We start from the raw sequence: 17589 nt of genomic DNA on the forward strand, positions 1-17589 counted from the left end.
AAAAAGCCCCGCGTCATTGCTGATCGCGGGGCTTCGGTTTCCGCCAGAGACGCCGCAGGCTCCCATCAGGGAACCGTGCGCGTCGAATTTCTGGACGGGATTAAGTTGTAGCTTGGAATTTACTGCTGAGTTTGCCGTGAGTCAAGAAGATTCTGTACGGCAGCTTGTGCTTGTCGGAACTGCTCCACAAACACGGTCGCCGGCCGGTGCGCGATGCTCATCTTGCGACAGACCACCTCGGGCTGGGCCTGCTTGATGTAGCACCAGTACAGCAGCATGCGGGTGCGGTTGTCGACGTGGCGCATGGCGCGCTCGATAAGCAGGGCGTCGGCCTCGTCCACCTGGCGGCGGTCGCCTTGCTTCGGTTCGTCGCCCAGGGCTTCGCGGCGCAGGCGGTCGCAGTAGGCGCCGGTGGGGCTGACGCCGATCGTGCGGGTTCCGGCCGTCGCCCACCTCGACCAGTTCTCCAGGCGCAGGCCGATGTCGCGGCGTTCGTGGTCGGTCAAGGCGCGTCTCCGAAAAGGGCCGCTACCAGCGGATCGCGGCGCGGCGCGTCCTCGGGTTCCGGCTTCGCATCGGGCAGCACCCACACCAGCGACGGCGCGTCGGCGGTCCGGCGCCGGTCGGCGAAGCTCTTGACCTTGCCGGCCTGCTCCAGACCCACCAGCGCGCGGTAGACGACCTGGCGTTCGACGCCCAGCTGCACGGCCAGGGTGAGAGTAGAGCGCGGCTTGTCCTTCAGGGCGTCCAGCAGGTTGGCGCGCAGGGCGGCGGCCACTTCGGGGGCGGTGTGCTTCGTCATGGCTGCGCCCCGGTGCGGACCGTGATCTCGTGCTTCTGGCTCACGGCCACGTTGTAGGTCACCCACTCGTCGCCGCGCTTTACCAAGCAACCGGTGCCGGCGCTGTAGAAGACTGGTTGGCCGGTCAGCTCGCCGTACTGCGTGCAGCCGCTTCGGTCGATGGCGATGGCGATGAAGCAGCAGGTTGCAACGACGGCCGCAGTCACCGCGATGATGCCGGCCAGCCCGGCGAGGAATTCGAGGTTGTCTTTCATGCTGTCTCCAGTGCGATCTCGCGGTGTACGCTGGTCGAGTTGATCCGGTGGCGCACGCGGCGCTCCACTTCCCGGCACGCGCGCTCGACGTCGATGGCGCGCACGTTCTCGAGCTGGGCGTCGTGGCACAGCAGGCCCTCGCGGATGGCGTTCAGCTCGTCGCCCTTGAGGATGACGCGCTCGGTCTTGACGATCCGCTTGCCGACTTCGAGCAGGGCGTCGCGCGCGGCGATGGTGATGGCGCGGTATTCGTTGCCGATTCCCTGCTCGCACATCACGTTGGCCATGTTGGCGGCGCCGACCAGTTCATCCCACTGCTCGCGGGTGCCGCGGCCCTGTGCCATCTCGGCCAGCGCGCGGTGGTTGCGGATCTGGATGGTGCGCAGGTGCTCGGCGTGGTCGCCGCTCATGCCGCCGAAGATGGTCGACAGCACGTTGCGAGCGACGTACTTCGGGCGGTACTTCTTGTTGCGTGGCTTTTTCATGCTGTCTCCTTCTTCATTTTTGCGAGCTGAGCGCGGAAGTCCGCCTTCATCGCCAGCAGTTCGGGAATGGTCCAGTTGCCGCCGGCCTGGTCGCACTCCAGGGCCTCGACGGCGGCCAGGCCGATGCGCGCGATCAGGCCAATGCGGTAGTCGGCTGCATTGCCGGCGCGGTAGCGGTTGCACTTCTTGCACTGACCGTGGGCGTTGCGCAGGTCGAAGCGCAGGTGAGGCGCGCTGCCCCGGCTGCGGTAGTGGCCGCAGTCGAAGCCGCCGCCGGGCTGGTCGGCCAGGGTCGGCAGGTGCGTCGGGCAGCTGATGCAGTGCTGATCCCGGTCCCGGTAGCGCACCAGTGCGTTGAACGCCACCTGCACGTCGGCGATGTGCTCGCTGCGGGTCTTGACCTTCTGCTTGCGCTCGCGGGTCTGCTTGGCATCCAGGCGCTTGCGCTCGGCCGCGGCGTGCACGGCTGCGCAGTCGGCGCCGCACACCTTGTGGCTGATGTTCCGCGGCTGGAAGCGGTTGGCACAGCCTTTGACGGCGCACTTGCGGGTGCGCGCGGGCTTCAGGGTGCCGGTTCGGGCGATGGGGGAGCGGATCATGCGGCCTCCAGTAGGTCGGCCTGAACGTACTTGCGCTTCCAGATCGGCGAGCATTGGATCGCGTCCCAGGTGTCGGCCATCTCCCGCGGGTTGTTCTTCCGGTTGTGGTTGCGGGCGATGTCCGTACTGTCCACGCTGGCGAATGGGTAGCCCCAGCGCGCGGCGTTCATACCACGCAGCATGTGGAGCCAGGTGGGCACGCGGCCGGTCCTGCAGATCGAGTTCATGGCCAGAGTCATGCGCGAGTGCCAGGCATCGGAGCCGACGACGCGGTACTGCGCCGACGAGCCGATGCAGACCCGCTCCCACTCGTCGCACAGGCGCATCAGGCGCTCGATGGGCTCATGCATGTGCCACACTGGGGCGCCGCGTTGGCCGTGCGGCCACTGCTTCATCAGGGCGTCGTTTGCCTCCGCATCGCCCATGATCACGTCCGGGATCACGGCCCAGGTGGTGCGGTACGCCAGCCATTTGTCGCAGAACTCGTAGAAGTCATTCCAGTTCGTACGAGGGGCGCGGTCGTCACGTATAGCGCGCTGCCAGTCGGTGAAGGCACCATTGTCGAGCATGACGCTCTGGCCGAAGCGATGGCACCACTCAACATCGTCCGGGCGCTCGAACGAAACGCAGAAGCAGCGGCCGGCGAGCTGGACGATCACCACGCGCGGCGTGATCGGCGTGCCGTGGTAGTGCATCGTCATGCATCCTCCCGGATCGTCTCGATGTCGACGCCATGGTGATGGGCGCGCAAGACCTGGCGGCCACCGAAGCGGCGGTGCAGCTCGTCGGCGATCTGCTCGTGGTAGCCCTGTTTGATGAGCGCAGTCGCGGTGACGATGTGCTCGACCTGGATCATCCGGTCTGCTACCTCGATGCGCAGGGTGTAGATGATCGGCTGACTGTTGTTCGGGCATGCGGCCACGAACTGGCGGGTGTAAATGTTCATGCTGTCTCCGTTTCAGATTTTTGTTGTTCGCCCTCGTGCTGCGCCAGAAACGCCTTCCTCTCGCCGATCTGCCCGGCCGGCGCGGGCTTGAACAGCACGGTCGGCGGGTTGTCGGCGCGGACGTAGACCTCGTAGCCGGTGCAGTAGCCGAGGCCGTGGGCGGCCTGCTGCTCGTGGCCCTGGCGGGTGAAACGGGCGCACAGGGCGCAGGGCTGGCGCGCTTCGTTCTTCATGCCATGGCCTCTTGGGCGAACTTGATCTGGATCGGCAGCAAGGTCTTGTCGCCCCGCGCGGCGCGCTCCAGGATTGCTTTCGCCCAGCGCTTCGCATCGCGGCCGGCCCCGTCCTTGACGATGGTGGTGGCGCCGAGCTGGCGCAGACGCTTGGCCGCTTCCTCGCGGCTCAGTTGCGTTTTCCCAGGTGCCGGCAGTGCCACCATCGGCTGCGGGATTTCCGGCCATTCGCCCTTGTCGAGCTGCTCGTTCAACGCCGCCTCCCAACGTGGCTTGATCTGGCTGAAGGTCTGGTTGGCCAGGTCGAACGACAGCGGCATGGCGGCCCAGTAGATCGCCGGATGCGACCACTTGCCGTACTCTCCGGCGGTGCGCGCCTGGGCGCCGGCCACGGCCTCGTAGTACGCCTTCATCGGGTCGATAGGGGCGCGGCACAGCTTCTTGAACTCGGGCAGGGTGGGCGGCCAGTCGCGCGTTTCCAGCGCCTTCAGCCCGCGTGCGATCTCCAGCGGCTGGTAGCCGGCCAGCTCTTGACCCCAGTGCTCGATCAGCTCGTCGGTGCTGGTGGCGCCCCACTGGTCGGTGAACTTCTTGCCGTAGCTGAGCAGCATCTTGTGCAGCAGCTTTTCAACCCAGCTTGCGGGCAGGGGCGTCGTTGAGGTCGATGATGGTGCGGTGGTCAGGTTCATGGCTTCGGTTCTTTCCGGTGAGGCTGTCGGCCCAGGCTTTGGCTTTGTCGTTGGCGGTCTGGTAGCCAGGCGATGCGCGCGGCTGTGCGGCGCCGCCGGCCTGGACCTTCGCAGCGTCGGCAGCCCAGCGGGTCAGGATGGCCAGCACGTAGCCCAGGCCGATGCTTTCGTTCGGCTTCGCGGCCCGAGCTTCAGCGCAGGCGGCGGCCACGGTCTGCGGCGTAACACCCTGCTCGGCAAGGGTGAGCAGGCGAGGGTCGGCAGGCTGGGTGCGGATGCCGGCGGCGTTGAACTCGATGCTCAGCAGCGTTGCCGGGGCCGGGTCAGGGCGCGCGTTTTGCTCGTCCTCGCGCAACTCCGGTTGAGTAGCTGCGCTGTAACCCGTCGAGGTATCAGGAATCGGAGAATCAGGAATCGGAGAATCAGCCGGATTGCCACCGTGTTCGCATGGTGCTTGCACAGTGCTTGCACCATGCCCATCCATTGCAGGTATAGAAGAAGCCTTCTCATCCCTGTGTGGGTTCTGGTGCTTCCTGAATGCGAGCACCTGGATATACCGTGCTCCGTCGATCTCGTAGCGCTTGAGGAAGCCCGATGCCTGGAGTTCGCACAGTGCTTCGTCGACGTTGATGTCGTCGGCCGGGAACAGGTTCATCTTGATCCGCTTGGGCTTGTCTTCCATGCGGCCCTCGCGGTCGGCCAGGGTCCACAGGCCGATGAACAGCAGGCGGGTGGAGAAGGGGAGTTCGACCAGCTCCTCGTTGGTGAAGAAGCCAGGTTTAATGTTGCGTGCGCGTGCCACGTCAGTGCCCCTTCTCGATCAGCGGCATCTGGCGCGGGTCGGACTTGTCGAGCACGTAGATGACGGAGCGGCGGTCGGGCAGAACCTGATCGCAGTCAGGATCGCCGGCGGCCATGGCGATAGCATTGGCGCGGTTGCAGACGGCCGAGCGTTGGCCGATGAACAGGCAGCCGTCGCATTCGCCGAATACCGGCGCCTGGACGGCCTTGATGCGGATGGTGTCGGGGTCGATGGGAGAGGCGGTGTCGCCCTCCCAGTTGGGGGAGAGGATATTCGTGGTCATGGCTGGCCGCTCCGCGAATCGTCAATGACGCGGCGCAGTTCGCGGCGTGCGTGCCGTTCGGCTTCCTGCTTGAGGGGATCGCCGCGGTTGACGATCGCATCCTTATCGACGACGCGCCAGATGCGCGCGGCGACTTCGATCTTGCTGCTCTCCTGCTTTTTTGGTCGTGGGCTTGTCATGGTGCTCTCGGGTTGATCGGTTGGATGTCCCACTGTCCGGCCTTAAAGGCGCATGCGCAGTTGCGGGCGTGCTGCGCGGCCGGGCAGCAACATGGCCATGTTCTGGCCGTAGGTTGGCCGTTCCGCGTGCTGGTTCCGGCGCGTATCCTTCCGGTCAGCAAGCCAGCCTTTCGCCAGGTTGCGCAGCAAGGTGCTGTGCTTGACGTCGGCTGCGGCGCATTCCTGTTGCAGCTCGACGAACTCGTCAGCGTTGAACAGGGTTTTCACTTCGATGTTGCGTGGTGCCATGTGTTTCTCCGGGTGGGGTGATTCGGGGTAGGGGCGCTTCGATACTTCGGTACTGCTGGTAAATGGACTACAGGCAACTTTTCGGGCAAACGAAAAGCCGCCGGATCAGGGGGCTTGCGCTGCGGTCTTCTTCGTTTCGAACACGTCCGGGCGTACGACACGGATGTACTTAAGCTGAGCGCGGGGGATGCCGTTGTGCAGCCATTGCGACACGGCCTGTGCCGTTACTTCGCAAAGGGCAGCGGTCTTCGTAGTGCCGCCCAGACGCTGGATGATCTCGGTTGGATTCGGGTCCATAAGTTTTCTCAAGTTGACTTTAGTTGCATCGTAAGTCAGCTTGAGAAATTAGTCAAGCCATCTTGATTTTTGCTTTGGTAAGCTAGCTTTATGAATTTATTATCAGAAAGACTCCTGTGGGCGATGCAGCAGGAGCAAAAGCGCCGGAATGGCAAACGGGTAACGAAGGCTGAGCTAGCTCGTGCGGCCGGTGTTTCCGATACTGCTGCCGGTAATTGGCTGAAGGGTGATCACGGCATAGATGCGCCGAGGGCCAGGGCCTTGGCTGCACACCTGAACGTCGATCCTTTGTGGCTGGAGACCGGGGAGGGGCCGAGGACCCCTGAGCTGCAAGCGGTAGCCACGCTGGACTCGCCATTTGTCGAGCTGCCAGGCCAGGTGCCTGACGCGCGCCCCGTACGCACGGGCGAGAAGAGCGATACCGTCGCAGTCCCGCGCGTGAAGCTGAAATTGCGTGCGGGTGTAGCGAATTACGACACCGAGCCTGATATGGATGGCGACGGGCATGAGTTGGTGCCGCGCGAACTTCTGGCAACGCTCGGCATTAAGGCGGCCAATCTGCTTGCCGTCCGTGTTCGCGGCACAAGTATGGAACCGATGCTGTTTGAGGATGATGTGGTCATCATCGACAAATCAGACACGAAACCAATTAGCCGCGAGGTCTACGCAGTAAATTTTGACGGCGACGCCTGCGTAAAACAGCTGCTTTTTAAAGGCGGTCAGTGGTATTTGCATTCACTTAATTCGGATCACAAACCAGTGAATGTCAAAAGCGGGCAGTGCAGTATTGTGGGGCGCGTGGTTATTCAGCCGACGCGGGTGTTGACTGGCAGGCTCTAAAAATTATGAAAATACTCTTTGCTTTTATTGCAGGTGTCTTTTGTGTCTCGGCTCAAGCAGCTCAAATGTTCGGCAATTGGGAAGTGTCCGAGCTGAAGGATTTGCGCGTTGCCCGCGTTGGCGGCGCGGCAGGATCAACGGCTGGCGTGATGTGCACTCCTTCCGAGAAGACATGTAGCGCGTTTATAAGCATTGATTTTAGCTGCGAAGATGGAGCGAGTTACCCGGTTATGCTCAATTCAAATGTTGGCGCATATTCCAGCACAGGGGTTTGCGCCTCCAGTGGGGATTCGTATTACCTGCTGATCGACGACTTCAATGCAACTATTTCTGCATTTGAAAGCGGCGGAGAAGTCGGGTTCGCCTTTCCATTGAAGAGTGGGCAATTCCGTGTTTTACGTTTTAACTGTCAGGGCGCAACTGCTGCAATTAAACTTGCGCGCACATTGCCCAAAACGGCTACTACGCCTAGAAACCCAGCTAGTCAGGTATTGTAAATAATCCCCGCCCATGGTGGCGCGGGGAGTACGGAGTAGGGAAGAAATGCCCAGGCAATAATCCGGCTCGCGACAGCTGGAACTGACCTGCCATTTCAACCCCGGCGCAGTGGCAACTGCGTCGACAGGGCAGCCAATGAGCCTCGAGGTCTCACCGTCGCGGGTGAGCAAATCTCGACGACCTTAGTAACTGCCCAAAGCGCGACCCATTAACGTGCGGTCGAGCAGCGCTGCGAGACTGCCTATTCATGGAGCAACCATGAAAAAGCGCCTTGCAAAGGTGAGCTGGCTTGCTGACGTGGCCAAAGTAATCGGGGCAGTTGCCCTGTTGCTGCGGACCCTCCACGACATCGGCCTGTTGTGACCTGAGTACGCGGGCCGGTTAGGGCCGGCCCGCTGCCCGAACTCTACACCCGATCCCGACCGTTTACAACATACGTCACCTAGCGCATACTTGGTCACGTTCCTGCGCTGCCTCCGCATCAGGCTCAAGTCCTCGCAAGAGGCCGCTACGCTCCTGGTTCCGTCCGGCGTAGCGTCAGCTTCAGCGCCTAGGCGCCAGCCGGCCCCGCTGCCGGCGAAGCAAAGCAACTAAAACGGTTCGCACCCGTACAGCCCGCCACGAGCGGGCTTTTTTTCGTCCATTCTCCACGCCCCGCCAGCCGGGGCTTTTTTCGTCGTAACGCACGACGCGGCGCCGCACTGCGACCGCATGCAGCCTGCCAGGTGTAAGGTTCAGCAGCGCCAAAAGTAAAGTTCACTTGAAAAATAGTCTAAAGATAGCTTGACTATGAATTCAAGCTGACTTAAGATTCTCTCCAACGAAACGAGCTCAGCACCTGAGCGAACTGGAGAGAAGCGATGTCGAAGACCCTTACCCCTGAAGAAGCACGCGACGCCGAGATTTCGGAGATCGGCGCCACGCTGTTGGGCGCTTGGCGCGAGAAGCTGCTGGCCGGCGACACCCGCGCGATCAGCGACCTGCACAACTGCGTACTCGATGCCCTGAGCGTTGACGCTTCTAAGCAGTTGTTCATTGACGCCGCGACCGGGCAGGGCGGCAATGGCTTTAACGCGTTGGCCGCCAAGGCCATGGCCGACGCTTGCGAGATCGACGCGATCAAGCAAGTGGAGCGCAAAGAGGCTCGCCGCAAGGAATCGGAGCGCGAGGCGCGCATCGAACGCCGCGTCTTCGACCGCCTGTTCGCTGGAGCGATGGCATGAACTGCCCGCACTGCAACGACACCGGCAGCCTGTCGAAGGACCTGGACGGCTATCTGGACTGCACGCACTGCGATGTGGCCGAGCAACGCGCAGCGCTCGATGCCTGGGCCGGCAAGGCCTGCCAGCACGCGCCGAACGCATCGGCTGAGCGCTGGCTGATCTACCAGCACGGCAAGAATGCAGCCGCGTCGCCGTGATCCACACCGCCTGGCTGGCGTAACCAGCCACTACAGCAGAGCGGCCCAACTGGACATTCATTCAACCAGTGTTTCGGGGGGAAACCGGGCTGCTCTGCTGTGGGACACAACACAACGACAAGGAGAGCAGGGATGAAGGATTACAGCAAGCCGGCGTTCCCCAGCACGGGGCCAGTGGCGGAAAGAGGGATGTCGCTGCGCGACTACTTCGCAGTGCGCGCGCCGAAAGCGCCGGACTGGTTCAGGTATCAGCCGACCACGCCGCAGCCTCAACTGCCAAGCCCAATTTGCCTCACCGAGCCGCAACGCGATCAGTTCAGTGGCTTGGGAGAGTGCTTTACCGCGGATGAGGTCGATCGCGAGGTAGTGGAGTTTGCAGCCCTCTATGGGAAAGCAGAGGAGGCGCGCGCCGCATGGCGAGACGAGCAGCGCAAGGCGAAATTCTTTGCCTGGGCCTGGTACTACGCCGACGCCATGCTGGCCGCCCGGAGCGCCAAATGACCGCCCTGACCCTCTACCGCATCCCGCGCCGCTGGCTGCGCAAGTTCCTGAAGCCTGCGGCCCTGTGGTTCAACGCCCGCGCCATGGCGTCGTCCGAGATCGAGATCGACTTGCTGAACGCGGAGATCGAACTGGACCGCGAGCTGATCTGCCTGGAGCACCGCCGCCAGGTGAAGCTGATGCAGCAGCGCCGCACGATCGGAGGCTGGTGATGCTCCGCCGCTTCCGCCAGCACTACCAGACCCAGTACCGCCTGTCGCTGCTTGCAGGCTTCGGCCCGCGCAAGGCGCAGCGCCGCGCGGTGCGCACCTTCTTCTTCGGTTTTTAATCCACGCCGGCAGAGTCCCGGCAGAAAGGTTCCACGATGTCCACCGCTCTCGTCGTCCAGCAGGCCTCCAAGCTCGCCGGCATCTTCAACATCCCTGAATCGGATGACCTGATCAACGTGCTCAAGGGCACGGCGTTCAAGGGCCAGGTCTCCGACGCGCAGATGACTGCGCTGCTGATCGTCGCCAACCAGTACCGCCTGAACCCCTGGACGAAGGAAATCTATGCCTTCCCGGACAAGAACAACGGCATCGTGCCGGTGGTCGGCGTCGACGGCTGGGCGCGCATCATCAACGAGAACCCGCAGTTCGACGGCATGGAGTTCCAGCAGGATGAAGAGGGCTGCACCTGCATCATCTTCCGCAAGGACCGCACCCACCCGATCAAGGTCACCGAGTACCTGAGCGAGTGCAAGCGCGGCACCCAGCCCTGGCAGTCGCACCCGAAGCGCATGCTGCGCCACAAAGCCATGATCCAGTGCGCACGCCTGGCCTTCGGCTACGTGGGCATCTACGACCAGGATGAGGCCGAGCGCATCGTCGACGTCAACGACCGGCCGGCGCCGGCGCGCCAGAACGCCGCGGCTGTGGCCGAGCAGGCGATGACCGTCGAATTCACCGAGGCCGACGAGAAGTTGCTGGCCGACCTGGAGGCAATCGCCGACACCGGCACCGCCGCGCTGGAAGACATCTGGGGCAAGCTGACGAAGGACCAGCGCCGCGCGCTCGCCGCGCACCTGCCCGCGCTGAAGAAGCGCGCCGCCAACGTGATCGAGGAGGCCGGCCATGCTTGAACGCCAATCCAACCAGGGCGGCGCCGACTGGAAACTTGATCGCTGCGGCCACGCGACCGCCAGCTGCTTTGCCGACATCCTGGCCACCGGCCGGAACGGGCAGCCGCTGAAGGCCCGCGAGGACTATTTGATGCGCCTGGTGGTAGAGCGCATCACCGGCGAGCCTGTACAGACCCCGAGCAGCTTCGCCATGCAGTGGGGAACGGACGCCGAGCCGTACGCGCGCGCCGCCTACGAGGAAGAGACCGGCAGCATCGTGCGCGAGGTCGGCTTCGTGAAGCACCCGGCGCACGCTTGGATCGGCGCCTCGTCCGATGGCCTGGTGGGCGCCAAGGGCGGCATTGAGATCAAGTGTCCGCACAACAGCGCGATCCACCTGCTGACCTGGGAAACCGGCATGCCCGAGCACCACAAGCCGCAGGTGCAGGGCCAAATGTGGGTGCTGGGCCTGGACTGGATCGACTTCTGCAGTTACGACCCGCGAATGCACGCCGGCGCCGAGCACCTGAAGCTGTACCGCGAGCGGATCGCGCGCGATGAGGCGTACATCGCCCAGCTTGAGAAGGACGTTCTCGCCTTCCTGGCGCAAGTGCAGGCAAAGGTCGACCTGTTCAACTCGTTCAAGGAGGCTGCATGAACTCCATCGTGCCATGGGCGCGCCTGGTTGACTTGGCCGACGCCGTGCAGCCCGAGCCATCCGACCTGGAGATCGTCACCGCCGTCTCCGAGCACTTCGACATGCCGCTGGGCGCGGTGATCGAGCGCCTGATCTGCGTGGACTTTGTGGGCGTGCGCAAGCAGGTGACGCCTTGAGCGCCCGCCGCACCTTCGTGCTGGCCCACGACCAGGCCCGCAACAACGCCGCGCGCTGCGTGATGGACGCGCCGCCGGGCTTCATGGTGGTGATCTCCGAGCCGGCCAAGAAGCGTATCCAGGAAGAGAAATACCACGCCATGATCGGCGACATCGCGCGCCAGGTGGAGCACATCGGCCGGAAGTGGGATGCCGACGACATGAAGCGCCTACTGATCGACGAGTTCGCCGACGAGATGCGCGCCGCCGGCACGCCGCTGCACCACGACGCGCGCGTGGTCCCGAGCTTCGACGGGCGCCGGATCGTTCAGCTGGGCGTCCAGTCCCGTGAGTTCTACGTGAAGGAGGCCGCGGCCTTCATCGAGTTCCTGTATGCCTTCGGTGCCGCGCGTGAAGTGCGCTGGAGCGAACCATTCAGCCACAAAAACTAAACCAGAGAGAGACCATGAACGACCACCAACAAATCACCGCCGAGCGCGGCCGCCGTGCCGCAGACCTGCGCGCCGCCGCCGTCGCGCTGCTCGAACAGCAGGCCATCGCCGCTGGCGTCATGCTGGACCTCGACAGCGATCAGGTCGTCGCGGCCGGGCCGAAAGCGGCGATCCTGTACCTGCTGAGCAACGGCGCTCCTGCCGCTACCTCGGGCGATGCCCCGGACCTGCAACAGCTCAAGGCGCTGGCAGTGGCGACGAGCGAAGGGCCGTGGTCCGCGGCGGAAGAATATGCCGACAATGGAGCGCAAAGCGGCCATCGGATTGTGGACGCCCACGGCCGGATCATAATCGGGGAAGACGTCGCCCCAAGCGCCGACGAGGTCGCCTACATCGCTGCTGCCAACCCTGCCGTTGTTCTCGGCCTGATCGCCCGCATCGAGCGCGCCACCGCCGCAGCTCCTGCCTCGGTAGCGTGGGAGTACTGCCCCGAATGCGGAAGTATGGAAACAGTACCGCCGGATGAGAATGTCGAGAACCAGTACGTCTGCGCCGCGTGCGGCCAGGAATGGCACTCGGACATCGACTACACCGATGTCGTGCGCGACCACCTCGGCAATCGCGCCGCCTCTGGTGCTACCGCATCGGGCGATGAGCTGGCCAAATGGCACGAGCCTTCGTGGCAGAAAGGGTACAGCGCCGGATACAACGATGCGGTTGGCGATGTCCGCGCACCATCTACGTCCACATCGCCAGCTGAACGCGCTGCGTCTTCCGCTGGTGGACCAGGCGATGGAGCCCCAAAATTTCCTGAGCCTGGCTACAGCAATAGCTTGGCCGACCGAGTGTTCAACCTGCCATGCAACTGGAAGGGTGACCAGGCGCTGCACTCGGCAATCCTGATGGGTCACACGATGGCCTGCGAGCAGGCATACAACCTCGTCATGGCCGACGAGCAGGCCCGCGCCGCAGTATCTGCCGCCACTAAAGAAGCTTCGTCAGAAGGTTCCACCAAGCCGACCGCCGACCTGAGCAAGCTGACGCGGTACGACATCGCTTTCACCGAGAGCAGCGCCTACATGGCTGACTGCGCCTTTGGCGACTACTACCGTGTGGACGACGTTCAATCCCTTCTCGCCACCAAGCCAGCGGCAGTGCCGGAAGGCTGGACGGTCGAGTTCGACAAATACACCCCGCCCGGCACGATCCGGCTGCACAGCGCGAAATGGGGCGGCGCATTCGTGAGTAAGCCCGCAGCTGACGACATCGGCTTGGCAGCAATTACCTACCGCTTCCTGTCCGACGTAATCGCCGCTGCCCCTGCCGCCTCCACTCCAGCAGCGCCGGTCGAGCAGCAGTCGGATTCGTCGCACGTAACGCCGCCCTTCGCGGCACCCGCAAGCCAACACGGCGCGAATCCATTGGTGATGGCCGAGCTTCGCCGCTGGGCTGGCAATGATCCCGGTTACGCCGCGATGCTGGTTCGTGCCGCCGTGAAAGAAATCGAAGAACTGGAAGAGGTGTTGGCCAGCCGGTGCCGCGCTCAGGGCGGCGTTACGAACAACACCGACAGCGGAAATTCTTCCGCCTCCACTACTGGAGCGGCACAGACTGCCGACGATACCAAGCTGCTAGATGCGCTGGGCCATGCATCGTGGGGCCTGGAAGCGTTCAACATGCCGACTGGTGGCGACGATAACGAGATCGGCTGGCGCGTCATTGAGTACCACATGGCCGCGCCCCACCGCCGCACCGTGGCCGAGGTCTACGAGGACAGCCCGCGCGCTGCGATCAAGGCAGCAATCGAGAGCCCAACCCCTACCCATAGCTCGGAGGCAGGCGATGCGTGACTGCTACATCGTCAGCGTGAAACACACGAACCGCGAGCACGCCTATATCACGGTGTGGCGCCCCGACGACAAGGGCTATGCGTGGCCGCTCTCGTGGGCGGGGAAGTACCGTGAGGACGATGTGATGGCGCTCCGCGATTACTACCACCGGGGCGATGACACCCTGGCCGTTCCGTGCGAACTGCTCGACGCGCTGGCCGTGCCGCCAGCGAAGGGCACGGTCGACAACGACGCCGGCCCTGTCGTGCTGAACAACCGGACGAACTGGAAGTGCATCCTGGAATTCGCGCTGCCGGACCCGCTGTACCCATCGCACCCACAATACCCAGGCGCGCGGCGCCGGAAAGGCTGACCCCATGACCACTACTACCCCCACCCCGGCACTGGCCGACCTCGACAACACCGCGAAAGAAGCATTGCGCGATCTCTCGCATATCGAAAACCATCTGCAAGAGTCGAGCGCGCCGACGACGGTTATGAACCGCGCCCTTGACGTGCGAATGGGCATTAAGGAATTGCGCGCCGCCCTTGCCCGTCGCGCAGCCCAGCCTGTCGCGCCTGTGCAGGACGAGTGGCGCAACTTGTGCGATCAGATGATCGACATTTGGGATGACCACAAGATGCCCGAAGAGGATCGCACTTACGTCGAAGGCGCGTGGCCGGACTTGCTCGCCGAAATCCGCGCAAAGCTTGCCACCCCATCCCCGCAGATAGCAGAGGTGGCGGAACTGCCGAAGCCCTACGGCTACGCTGTCGAGCAAAAGGACGGTCACGTCACGTTTTTCAAAGAAGACCCCAAGGGCTTTCGAGGCAAGGTGTCGGGCGAAAGTCTTACCTGGGCTGAACTTGGCATCAATGTGCATGACCTGTTCACCTGGGACGCTATCGCCGCATCCCGCCGTATGCAGAAGGATTCAGATCAATGACCCTCCCATCAATCGAACAACTGCGGGATTACTATCGCTACGACCCGGATACTGGCGACATTTATTTGAGGAAGCCGGTAGGGAAAATCGCCGACATAACGAAGCCGATCGGATCGACAAAGAACGACAGTGGCTACCTGCACGTTTCCGTCGTTGGCAAGAACCTACGTGCTCATCGACTAGCTTGGGCGCTGCATTACGGCGCGTGGCCTGATGGTCATATCGACCATGCCGACCGCGACCGGCTAAATAACAGGATCGGCAACCTGCGACTCGCTACGAAATCCCAGAACACCGCAAATTCCGCGGCGCGCTCTCGCACAGGCCTCAAGGGTGTCCGCATCGGTAATAAAAGCAAGCGGTATTGCGCACATATCAAGGTGAACTACGTGGCTAAGCATCTCGGCACATTTGACAGCATTGATGAGGCCGCGCACGCCTACAACAAAGCAGCAATCAAGTATTTTGGCGAATTTGCTGTGTTAAACCCTATCGGCCAGGACAAAGCATGACCCGCCTCGGCTTCGCCCTGTGGCTGCTGGCGGTGATCGGCCTGGCCCTCGTCGCCACCCACGCCCACCGCCACGCCCAGCAGCCTCGCCAGTATCCGTGCCCACCCGAGTGCTCCGACTGCGGACACTCCTGGGCGAGCAGCAAGCCTGTGTGCACACCGAAGAATATGAAAGGAATGAGATGAGCGAAGAATTGAAGCCGTGCCCGTTCTGTGGCAGCAAGAACTTGAGCACGTCGGCTTACGATGTGCAGCCTGACAACTTTCACAACGCATATGTGACATGCGGTGATTGCGAAGCTCAGGGCGCGCAGGCGTTCACGTTGGATGGCTGGCTTTCCAGCAAGGACGAGGCCATCAGCGAAGCCGCAACGGCATGGAACCGCCGCACCCCAGCAGAGCAGCCAGCACCGGCCAGCACCGGGCGGGAGCACGACGACGGCTGCGATTACTCGACCAGCCAGTTACCGACCCGCTGCACCTGCAAGCCTCGATCTGCCCCTGTCGCCGCTCGCGAGCTGGACGTAGAGGCCGAGCGCCGGGAGTTCCTTCGCGTCTACATGCGTGAATACCCGACCAGAACCGAGCGTGATGCCTATAAAGCATTCGAGGTTGATGCCGGAACTATGTGGCTCGCCGCTCGTAGCGCAGCCCAAGGCACCGCACCAGTACCGGCGGACGCCTTCTGCGATGCAAATTGCGTTTGGACGGACCACCACAAGGACTGCCCGCTCGGAACCCAGGCTGCGCCAGTGAGCACCGAGCAGGCCGGGGATGCGTGGATCAGCGTCGAGGATCAGCTGCCGGAAGCGGGCAAGTGGGTAATCGTGTCGCACCGCACCGAATACGTGAACGCGCCGCCGCAACAAAGCGTAAGCACCGCTCTATTCGACGGCGCGTACTGGTGGAATCATGGGCATCATATCTACACGCCAACACACTGGCAGTCGATGCCGGCCGCCCCATCCCCTAACAATTCGCCGGTAGGCGCAGACAGGAGAGAATGATGTCAGCAACAAAACAAACGATCCAGTCGCGGTACGTCACCTTGCAGGAATGGGCGGCGACGATGTTTTCAAAGGTGCCGCACGAGAACACGCTGCGCCGCTGGGTCCATGATGGGCACATCCAGCCGCAGCCGCAGAAAGTCGGCAAATCGTGGCAGGTGAAGCGCGACGCGCGATACGTGAGCTGATATGGGGCGAGCAAGGCAAGCAAAGAACCGGGCACTTCCGCCCAATCTGTACGTGAACACGGCGGGATACTACTCCTACCGTGATCCGGAGAAGAAGACGCAGAAGGGGATAGGCCGGGACCGGGCGAAGGCCATCCAGGCGGCGCGTGCGGCAAACGCGGCGCTTGCCACTCGCGAGCCTTCGTCGCTGGTCGACTGGGTGCTGGGCCGTACCGATTACACCCTGGCCGGTTGGCTGCCGGTGTATCGGCAGCTGTGGGAAGAAAAGACCGCGCCGACGGCGAACACCCTGAACGGTGCCAACCATCTGCTCAGCAGGCTGGAAAAATCCGACATCGGGACGATGCGAATGAAGGCCATCGAGACTGTTCATGTTGCAACATACCTGGCCGAATTTGCGAAAGCGAGCGGCCCGGCCATGGCGCGCAACATGCGGTCGAAGCTCAGCGACATCTTCAGGTGGGCGGAGACCCAGGGGGTGATCGAGGTCGGAAAGAACCCGGTTGCGGCGACGTTCAACCCCGAATACAGGGTCAAGCGGGAGAGGCTTAGCCTGGAACAGTTCTGGGCTATTCATGCGCAGGCGTCGACGTGGGCGAAGAACGCGATGATGCTGGCCCTGGTGACCGGCCAACGGCGCGACGACATCGCCAACATGAAGTTCGCCGACTACAAGGACGGCTTCCTACACGTCGCACAGGGCAAGTCGGGTGGCGAGACGAAGCTGCAGATCGATGGCGCGATCAGGCTGGCGAAGGTGGGCGCATCGGTGGGGGAGGTTGTGGCCGCGTGCCGCGACCTGATCGTGAGCCGCCACCTGGTGCACTACACCGAGCGATCGGTTGTAGCCAAGCCGGGCGACAAGGTGCAGGGACCACGCATAGCCGTCGCGTTCCAGAAGGCGCGCGAGAAGGCTGGCATCGAGGCGGAGGAGGGGCGCACGCCACCTTCGTTCCATGAGATCCGCAGCCTGTCGGAACGGCTCTACCGTGACGAGTTCGGGGCCGACTTCGCACAAGCGATGCTGGGCCACAAAAGTGCCCAGATGACGCTGAAATACGACGATTTGCGAGGTGGCTGGAAGGCCATCAAGGCGAAGTGATTTCGTGAAATTTTGAACGGATTTCTGTAAAAATCCGAGATCGCCTTTAGATACGGGCGCGCTTTGAGGTGCAAATACTTACATCTGAAACAGATTGCTGCTTCAGTGTGACAAGCTGGAGAAGAACAGGAGGGAAAAGGCGAGGGGAAGGAAAGACTTTACAGCGAAACCGCTGCCGGGCATGCCCCGATCAAGGCAGTGCCCGGCGCGCGCGGGACATCAAATCGTGCTCCCTGGAGCGCGGCGATCGGCCAGCAGCATTTGCTGTTTCTCGGCGGCGCTCGGACGCTTGCCCTTCACGACCACGACAGCCATCCTGGTTTCGGTGGCGATGCTCGAATCCTGGATGGCGGCGGGGCGGGCTTGCGCCGGCTTCACGCCATCGGCGAAGTAGCTGAACGAGCCGGCGGCGGCGAGTGCAACGACGAAAACGACTTCCATGTGCTTGGCGATCTTCACGGTGTTCTCCTTGCGGGTGGGGTTTCGATGGATGCACTGTATCCGAGGGCCGTCCGGGGTGACAGC

Annotated in this window: 32 protein-coding genes; 17 read left to right on the forward strand and 15 right to left on the reverse strand. The window is 62.9% G+C overall.

The annotated features are described in order from the left end of the window. Nucleotides 1-119 precede the first annotated feature (119 nt). From QPK31_RS23350 to QPK31_RS23415, 14 genes are all read right to left on the reverse strand, one after another. Complete coding sequence (locus QPK31_RS23350) at nt 120-506, reverse strand: hypothetical protein (protein ID WP_290425288.1); 387 nt, start codon at nt 504-506, stop codon at nt 120-122. Continuing rightward, nucleotides 503-802 (reverse strand): hypothetical protein, encoded by a 300-nt coding sequence (locus QPK31_RS23355; RefSeq protein ID WP_290425289.1) that lies wholly within the window; start codon nt 800-802, stop codon nt 503-505. Before QPK31_RS23355 ends, QPK31_RS23350 begins: the two co-directional genes overlap by 4 nt. Continuing rightward, nucleotides 799-1056: a hypothetical protein gene (locus QPK31_RS23360; RefSeq protein ID WP_290425290.1), complete on the reverse strand. Its 258-nt coding sequence runs from the start codon at nt 1054-1056 to the stop codon at nt 799-801. Before QPK31_RS23360 ends, QPK31_RS23355 begins: the two co-directional genes overlap by 4 nt. Beyond that, the gene (locus QPK31_RS23365; RefSeq protein ID WP_290425291.1) at nt 1053-1541 is read right to left on the reverse strand and encodes a hypothetical protein; all 489 of its coding nucleotides are present in this window, start codon (nt 1539-1541) and stop codon (nt 1053-1055) included. The genes QPK31_RS23360 and QPK31_RS23365 overlap by 4 nt, the downstream gene beginning before the upstream one ends. Beyond that, nucleotides 1538-2140, reverse strand: coding sequence for a recombination protein NinG (locus QPK31_RS23370; RefSeq protein ID WP_290425292.1), 603 nt, complete (start codon nt 2138-2140; stop codon nt 1538-1540). The genes QPK31_RS23365 and QPK31_RS23370 overlap by 4 nt, the downstream gene beginning before the upstream one ends. Then, complete coding sequence (locus QPK31_RS23375) at nt 2137-2841, reverse strand: hypothetical protein (protein ID WP_290425293.1); 705 nt, start codon at nt 2839-2841, stop codon at nt 2137-2139. The genes QPK31_RS23370 and QPK31_RS23375 overlap by 4 nt, the downstream gene beginning before the upstream one ends. Then, nucleotides 2838-3086 (reverse strand): hypothetical protein, encoded by a 249-nt coding sequence (locus QPK31_RS23380; protein ID WP_290425294.1) that lies wholly within the window; start codon nt 3084-3086, stop codon nt 2838-2840. Before QPK31_RS23380 ends, QPK31_RS23375 begins: the two co-directional genes overlap by 4 nt. Then, complete coding sequence (locus QPK31_RS23385; RefSeq protein WP_290425295.1) at nt 3083-3319, reverse strand: hypothetical protein; 237 nt, start codon at nt 3317-3319, stop codon at nt 3083-3085. The genes QPK31_RS23380 and QPK31_RS23385 overlap by 4 nt, the downstream gene beginning before the upstream one ends. After that, nucleotides 3316-4008 (reverse strand): hypothetical protein, encoded by a 693-nt coding sequence (locus QPK31_RS23390; protein WP_290425296.1) that lies wholly within the window; start codon nt 4006-4008, stop codon nt 3316-3318. Before QPK31_RS23390 ends, QPK31_RS23385 begins: the two co-directional genes overlap by 4 nt. Further along, entirely contained in the window at nt 3947-4810 is an 864-nt protein-coding gene (locus tag QPK31_RS23395; protein ID WP_290425297.1) for a hypothetical protein, read from the reverse strand. The genes QPK31_RS23390 and QPK31_RS23395 overlap by 62 nt, the downstream gene beginning before the upstream one ends. Nucleotide 4811: 1 nt before the next feature. After that, on the reverse strand, nt 4812-5093 hold the full coding sequence (locus tag QPK31_RS23400; RefSeq protein WP_290425298.1) for a hypothetical protein: 282 nt from the start codon (nt 5091-5093) through the stop codon (nt 4812-4814). Continuing rightward, nucleotides 5090-5272: a hypothetical protein gene (locus tag QPK31_RS23405; protein ID WP_290425299.1), complete on the reverse strand. Its 183-nt coding sequence runs from the start codon at nt 5270-5272 to the stop codon at nt 5090-5092. The genes QPK31_RS23400 and QPK31_RS23405 overlap by 4 nt, the downstream gene beginning before the upstream one ends. Nucleotides 5273-5314: 42 nt before the next feature. After that, entirely contained in the window at nt 5315-5560 is a 246-nt protein-coding gene (locus QPK31_RS23410) for a hypothetical protein (RefSeq protein WP_290425300.1), read from the reverse strand. A gap of 105 nt (nt 5561-5665) precedes the next feature. Continuing rightward, the gene (locus tag QPK31_RS23415) at nt 5666-5857 is read right to left on the reverse strand and encodes a hypothetical protein (RefSeq protein ID WP_290425301.1); all 192 of its coding nucleotides are present in this window, start codon (nt 5855-5857) and stop codon (nt 5666-5668) included. Nucleotides 5858-5947: 90 nt separating this feature from the next. Between QPK31_RS23415 and QPK31_RS23420 the strand changes: the two genes are divergently transcribed. The 17 genes from QPK31_RS23420 to QPK31_RS23500 all read left to right on the forward strand — a co-directional run bounded on the left by QPK31_RS23420 (nt 5948) and on the right by QPK31_RS23500 (nt 17064). Further along, the gene (locus QPK31_RS23420; RefSeq protein ID WP_290425302.1) at nt 5948-6697 is read left to right on the forward strand and encodes a helix-turn-helix transcriptional regulator; all 750 of its coding nucleotides are present in this window, start codon (nt 5948-5950) and stop codon (nt 6695-6697) included. A gap of 5 nt (nt 6698-6702) precedes the next feature. Then, nucleotides 6703-7194 (forward strand): hypothetical protein, encoded by a 492-nt coding sequence (locus QPK31_RS23425; RefSeq protein WP_290425303.1) that lies wholly within the window; start codon nt 6703-6705, stop codon nt 7192-7194. Between the two features lie 861 nt (nt 7195-8055). After that, nucleotides 8056-8418: a hypothetical protein gene (locus tag QPK31_RS23430; RefSeq protein ID WP_290425304.1), complete on the forward strand. Its 363-nt coding sequence runs from the start codon at nt 8056-8058 to the stop codon at nt 8416-8418. Continuing rightward, on the forward strand, nt 8415-8615 hold the full coding sequence (locus QPK31_RS23435) for a hypothetical protein (protein WP_290425305.1): 201 nt from the start codon (nt 8415-8417) through the stop codon (nt 8613-8615). Before QPK31_RS23430 ends, QPK31_RS23435 begins: the two co-directional genes overlap by 4 nt. A 132-nt stretch (nt 8616-8747) precedes the next feature. Beyond that, a complete protein-coding gene (locus QPK31_RS23440) occupies nt 8748-9116 on the forward strand; it encodes a hypothetical protein (RefSeq protein ID WP_290425306.1) in 369 nt (122 codons plus the stop codon). After that, entirely contained in the window at nt 9113-9328 is a 216-nt protein-coding gene (locus QPK31_RS23445; protein ID WP_290425307.1) for a hypothetical protein, read from the forward strand. The genes QPK31_RS23440 and QPK31_RS23445 overlap by 4 nt, the downstream gene beginning before the upstream one ends. Nucleotides 9329-9480: 152 nt before the next feature. Continuing rightward, on the forward strand, nt 9481-10236 hold the full coding sequence (gene bet / locus QPK31_RS23450) for a phage recombination protein Bet (RefSeq protein ID WP_290425308.1): 756 nt from the start codon (nt 9481-9483) through the stop codon (nt 10234-10236). Next, the gene (locus QPK31_RS23455; RefSeq protein WP_290425309.1) at nt 10229-10873 is read left to right on the forward strand and encodes a lambda exonuclease family protein; all 645 of its coding nucleotides are present in this window, start codon (nt 10229-10231) and stop codon (nt 10871-10873) included. The genes bet and QPK31_RS23455 overlap by 8 nt, the downstream gene beginning before the upstream one ends. Then, complete coding sequence (locus QPK31_RS23460) at nt 10870-11049, forward strand: hypothetical protein (protein WP_290425310.1); 180 nt, start codon at nt 10870-10872, stop codon at nt 11047-11049. The genes QPK31_RS23455 and QPK31_RS23460 overlap by 4 nt, the downstream gene beginning before the upstream one ends. Beyond that, a complete protein-coding gene (locus tag QPK31_RS23465; RefSeq protein ID WP_290425311.1) occupies nt 11046-11480 on the forward strand; it encodes a recombination protein NinB in 435 nt (144 codons plus the stop codon). The genes QPK31_RS23460 and QPK31_RS23465 overlap by 4 nt, the downstream gene beginning before the upstream one ends. A 14-nt stretch (nt 11481-11494) precedes the next feature. Further along, on the forward strand, nt 11495-13330 hold the full coding sequence (locus QPK31_RS23470; RefSeq protein ID WP_290425312.1) for a hypothetical protein: 1836 nt from the start codon (nt 11495-11497) through the stop codon (nt 13328-13330). Continuing rightward, nucleotides 13323-13682 (forward strand): hypothetical protein, encoded by a 360-nt coding sequence (locus tag QPK31_RS23475; RefSeq protein ID WP_290425313.1) that lies wholly within the window; start codon nt 13323-13325, stop codon nt 13680-13682. The genes QPK31_RS23470 and QPK31_RS23475 overlap by 8 nt, the downstream gene beginning before the upstream one ends. A gap of 4 nt (nt 13683-13686) precedes the next feature. Next, a complete protein-coding gene (locus tag QPK31_RS23480) occupies nt 13687-14256 on the forward strand; it encodes a hypothetical protein (RefSeq protein ID WP_290425314.1) in 570 nt (189 codons plus the stop codon). After that, complete coding sequence (locus QPK31_RS23485; protein ID WP_290425315.1) at nt 14253-14768, forward strand: HNH endonuclease; 516 nt, start codon at nt 14253-14255, stop codon at nt 14766-14768. The genes QPK31_RS23480 and QPK31_RS23485 overlap by 4 nt, the downstream gene beginning before the upstream one ends. A 181-nt stretch (nt 14769-14949) precedes the next feature. Continuing rightward, nucleotides 14950-15774 carry a Lar family restriction alleviation protein gene (locus tag QPK31_RS23490; protein WP_290425316.1) on the forward strand — a complete coding sequence of 275 codons (825 nt, stop codon included), beginning with the start codon at nt 14950-14952 and terminating at the stop codon, nt 15772-15774. Then, entirely contained in the window at nt 15774-15962 is a 189-nt protein-coding gene (locus tag QPK31_RS23495; RefSeq protein WP_290425317.1) for an excisionase, read from the forward strand. The genes QPK31_RS23490 and QPK31_RS23495 overlap by 1 nt, the downstream gene beginning before the upstream one ends. 1 nt (nt 15963) lies before the next feature. Further along, the gene (locus QPK31_RS23500; RefSeq protein WP_290425318.1) at nt 15964-17064 is read left to right on the forward strand and encodes a tyrosine-type recombinase/integrase; all 1101 of its coding nucleotides are present in this window, start codon (nt 15964-15966) and stop codon (nt 17062-17064) included. A 219-nt stretch (nt 17065-17283) separates the two neighbouring features. Here the strand turns inward: QPK31_RS23500 and QPK31_RS23505 are convergent, their stop codons facing one another. Further along, complete coding sequence (locus QPK31_RS23505; protein WP_290425319.1) at nt 17284-17523, reverse strand: hypothetical protein; 240 nt, start codon at nt 17521-17523, stop codon at nt 17284-17286. Between the last annotated feature and the right edge of the window lie 66 nt (nt 17524-17589).

The sequence above is a fragment of the Massilia sp. YIM B02769 genome (genome assembly GCF_030411995.1).
Lineage (GTDB): Bacteria > Pseudomonadota > Gammaproteobacteria > Burkholderiales > Burkholderiaceae_D > Telluria.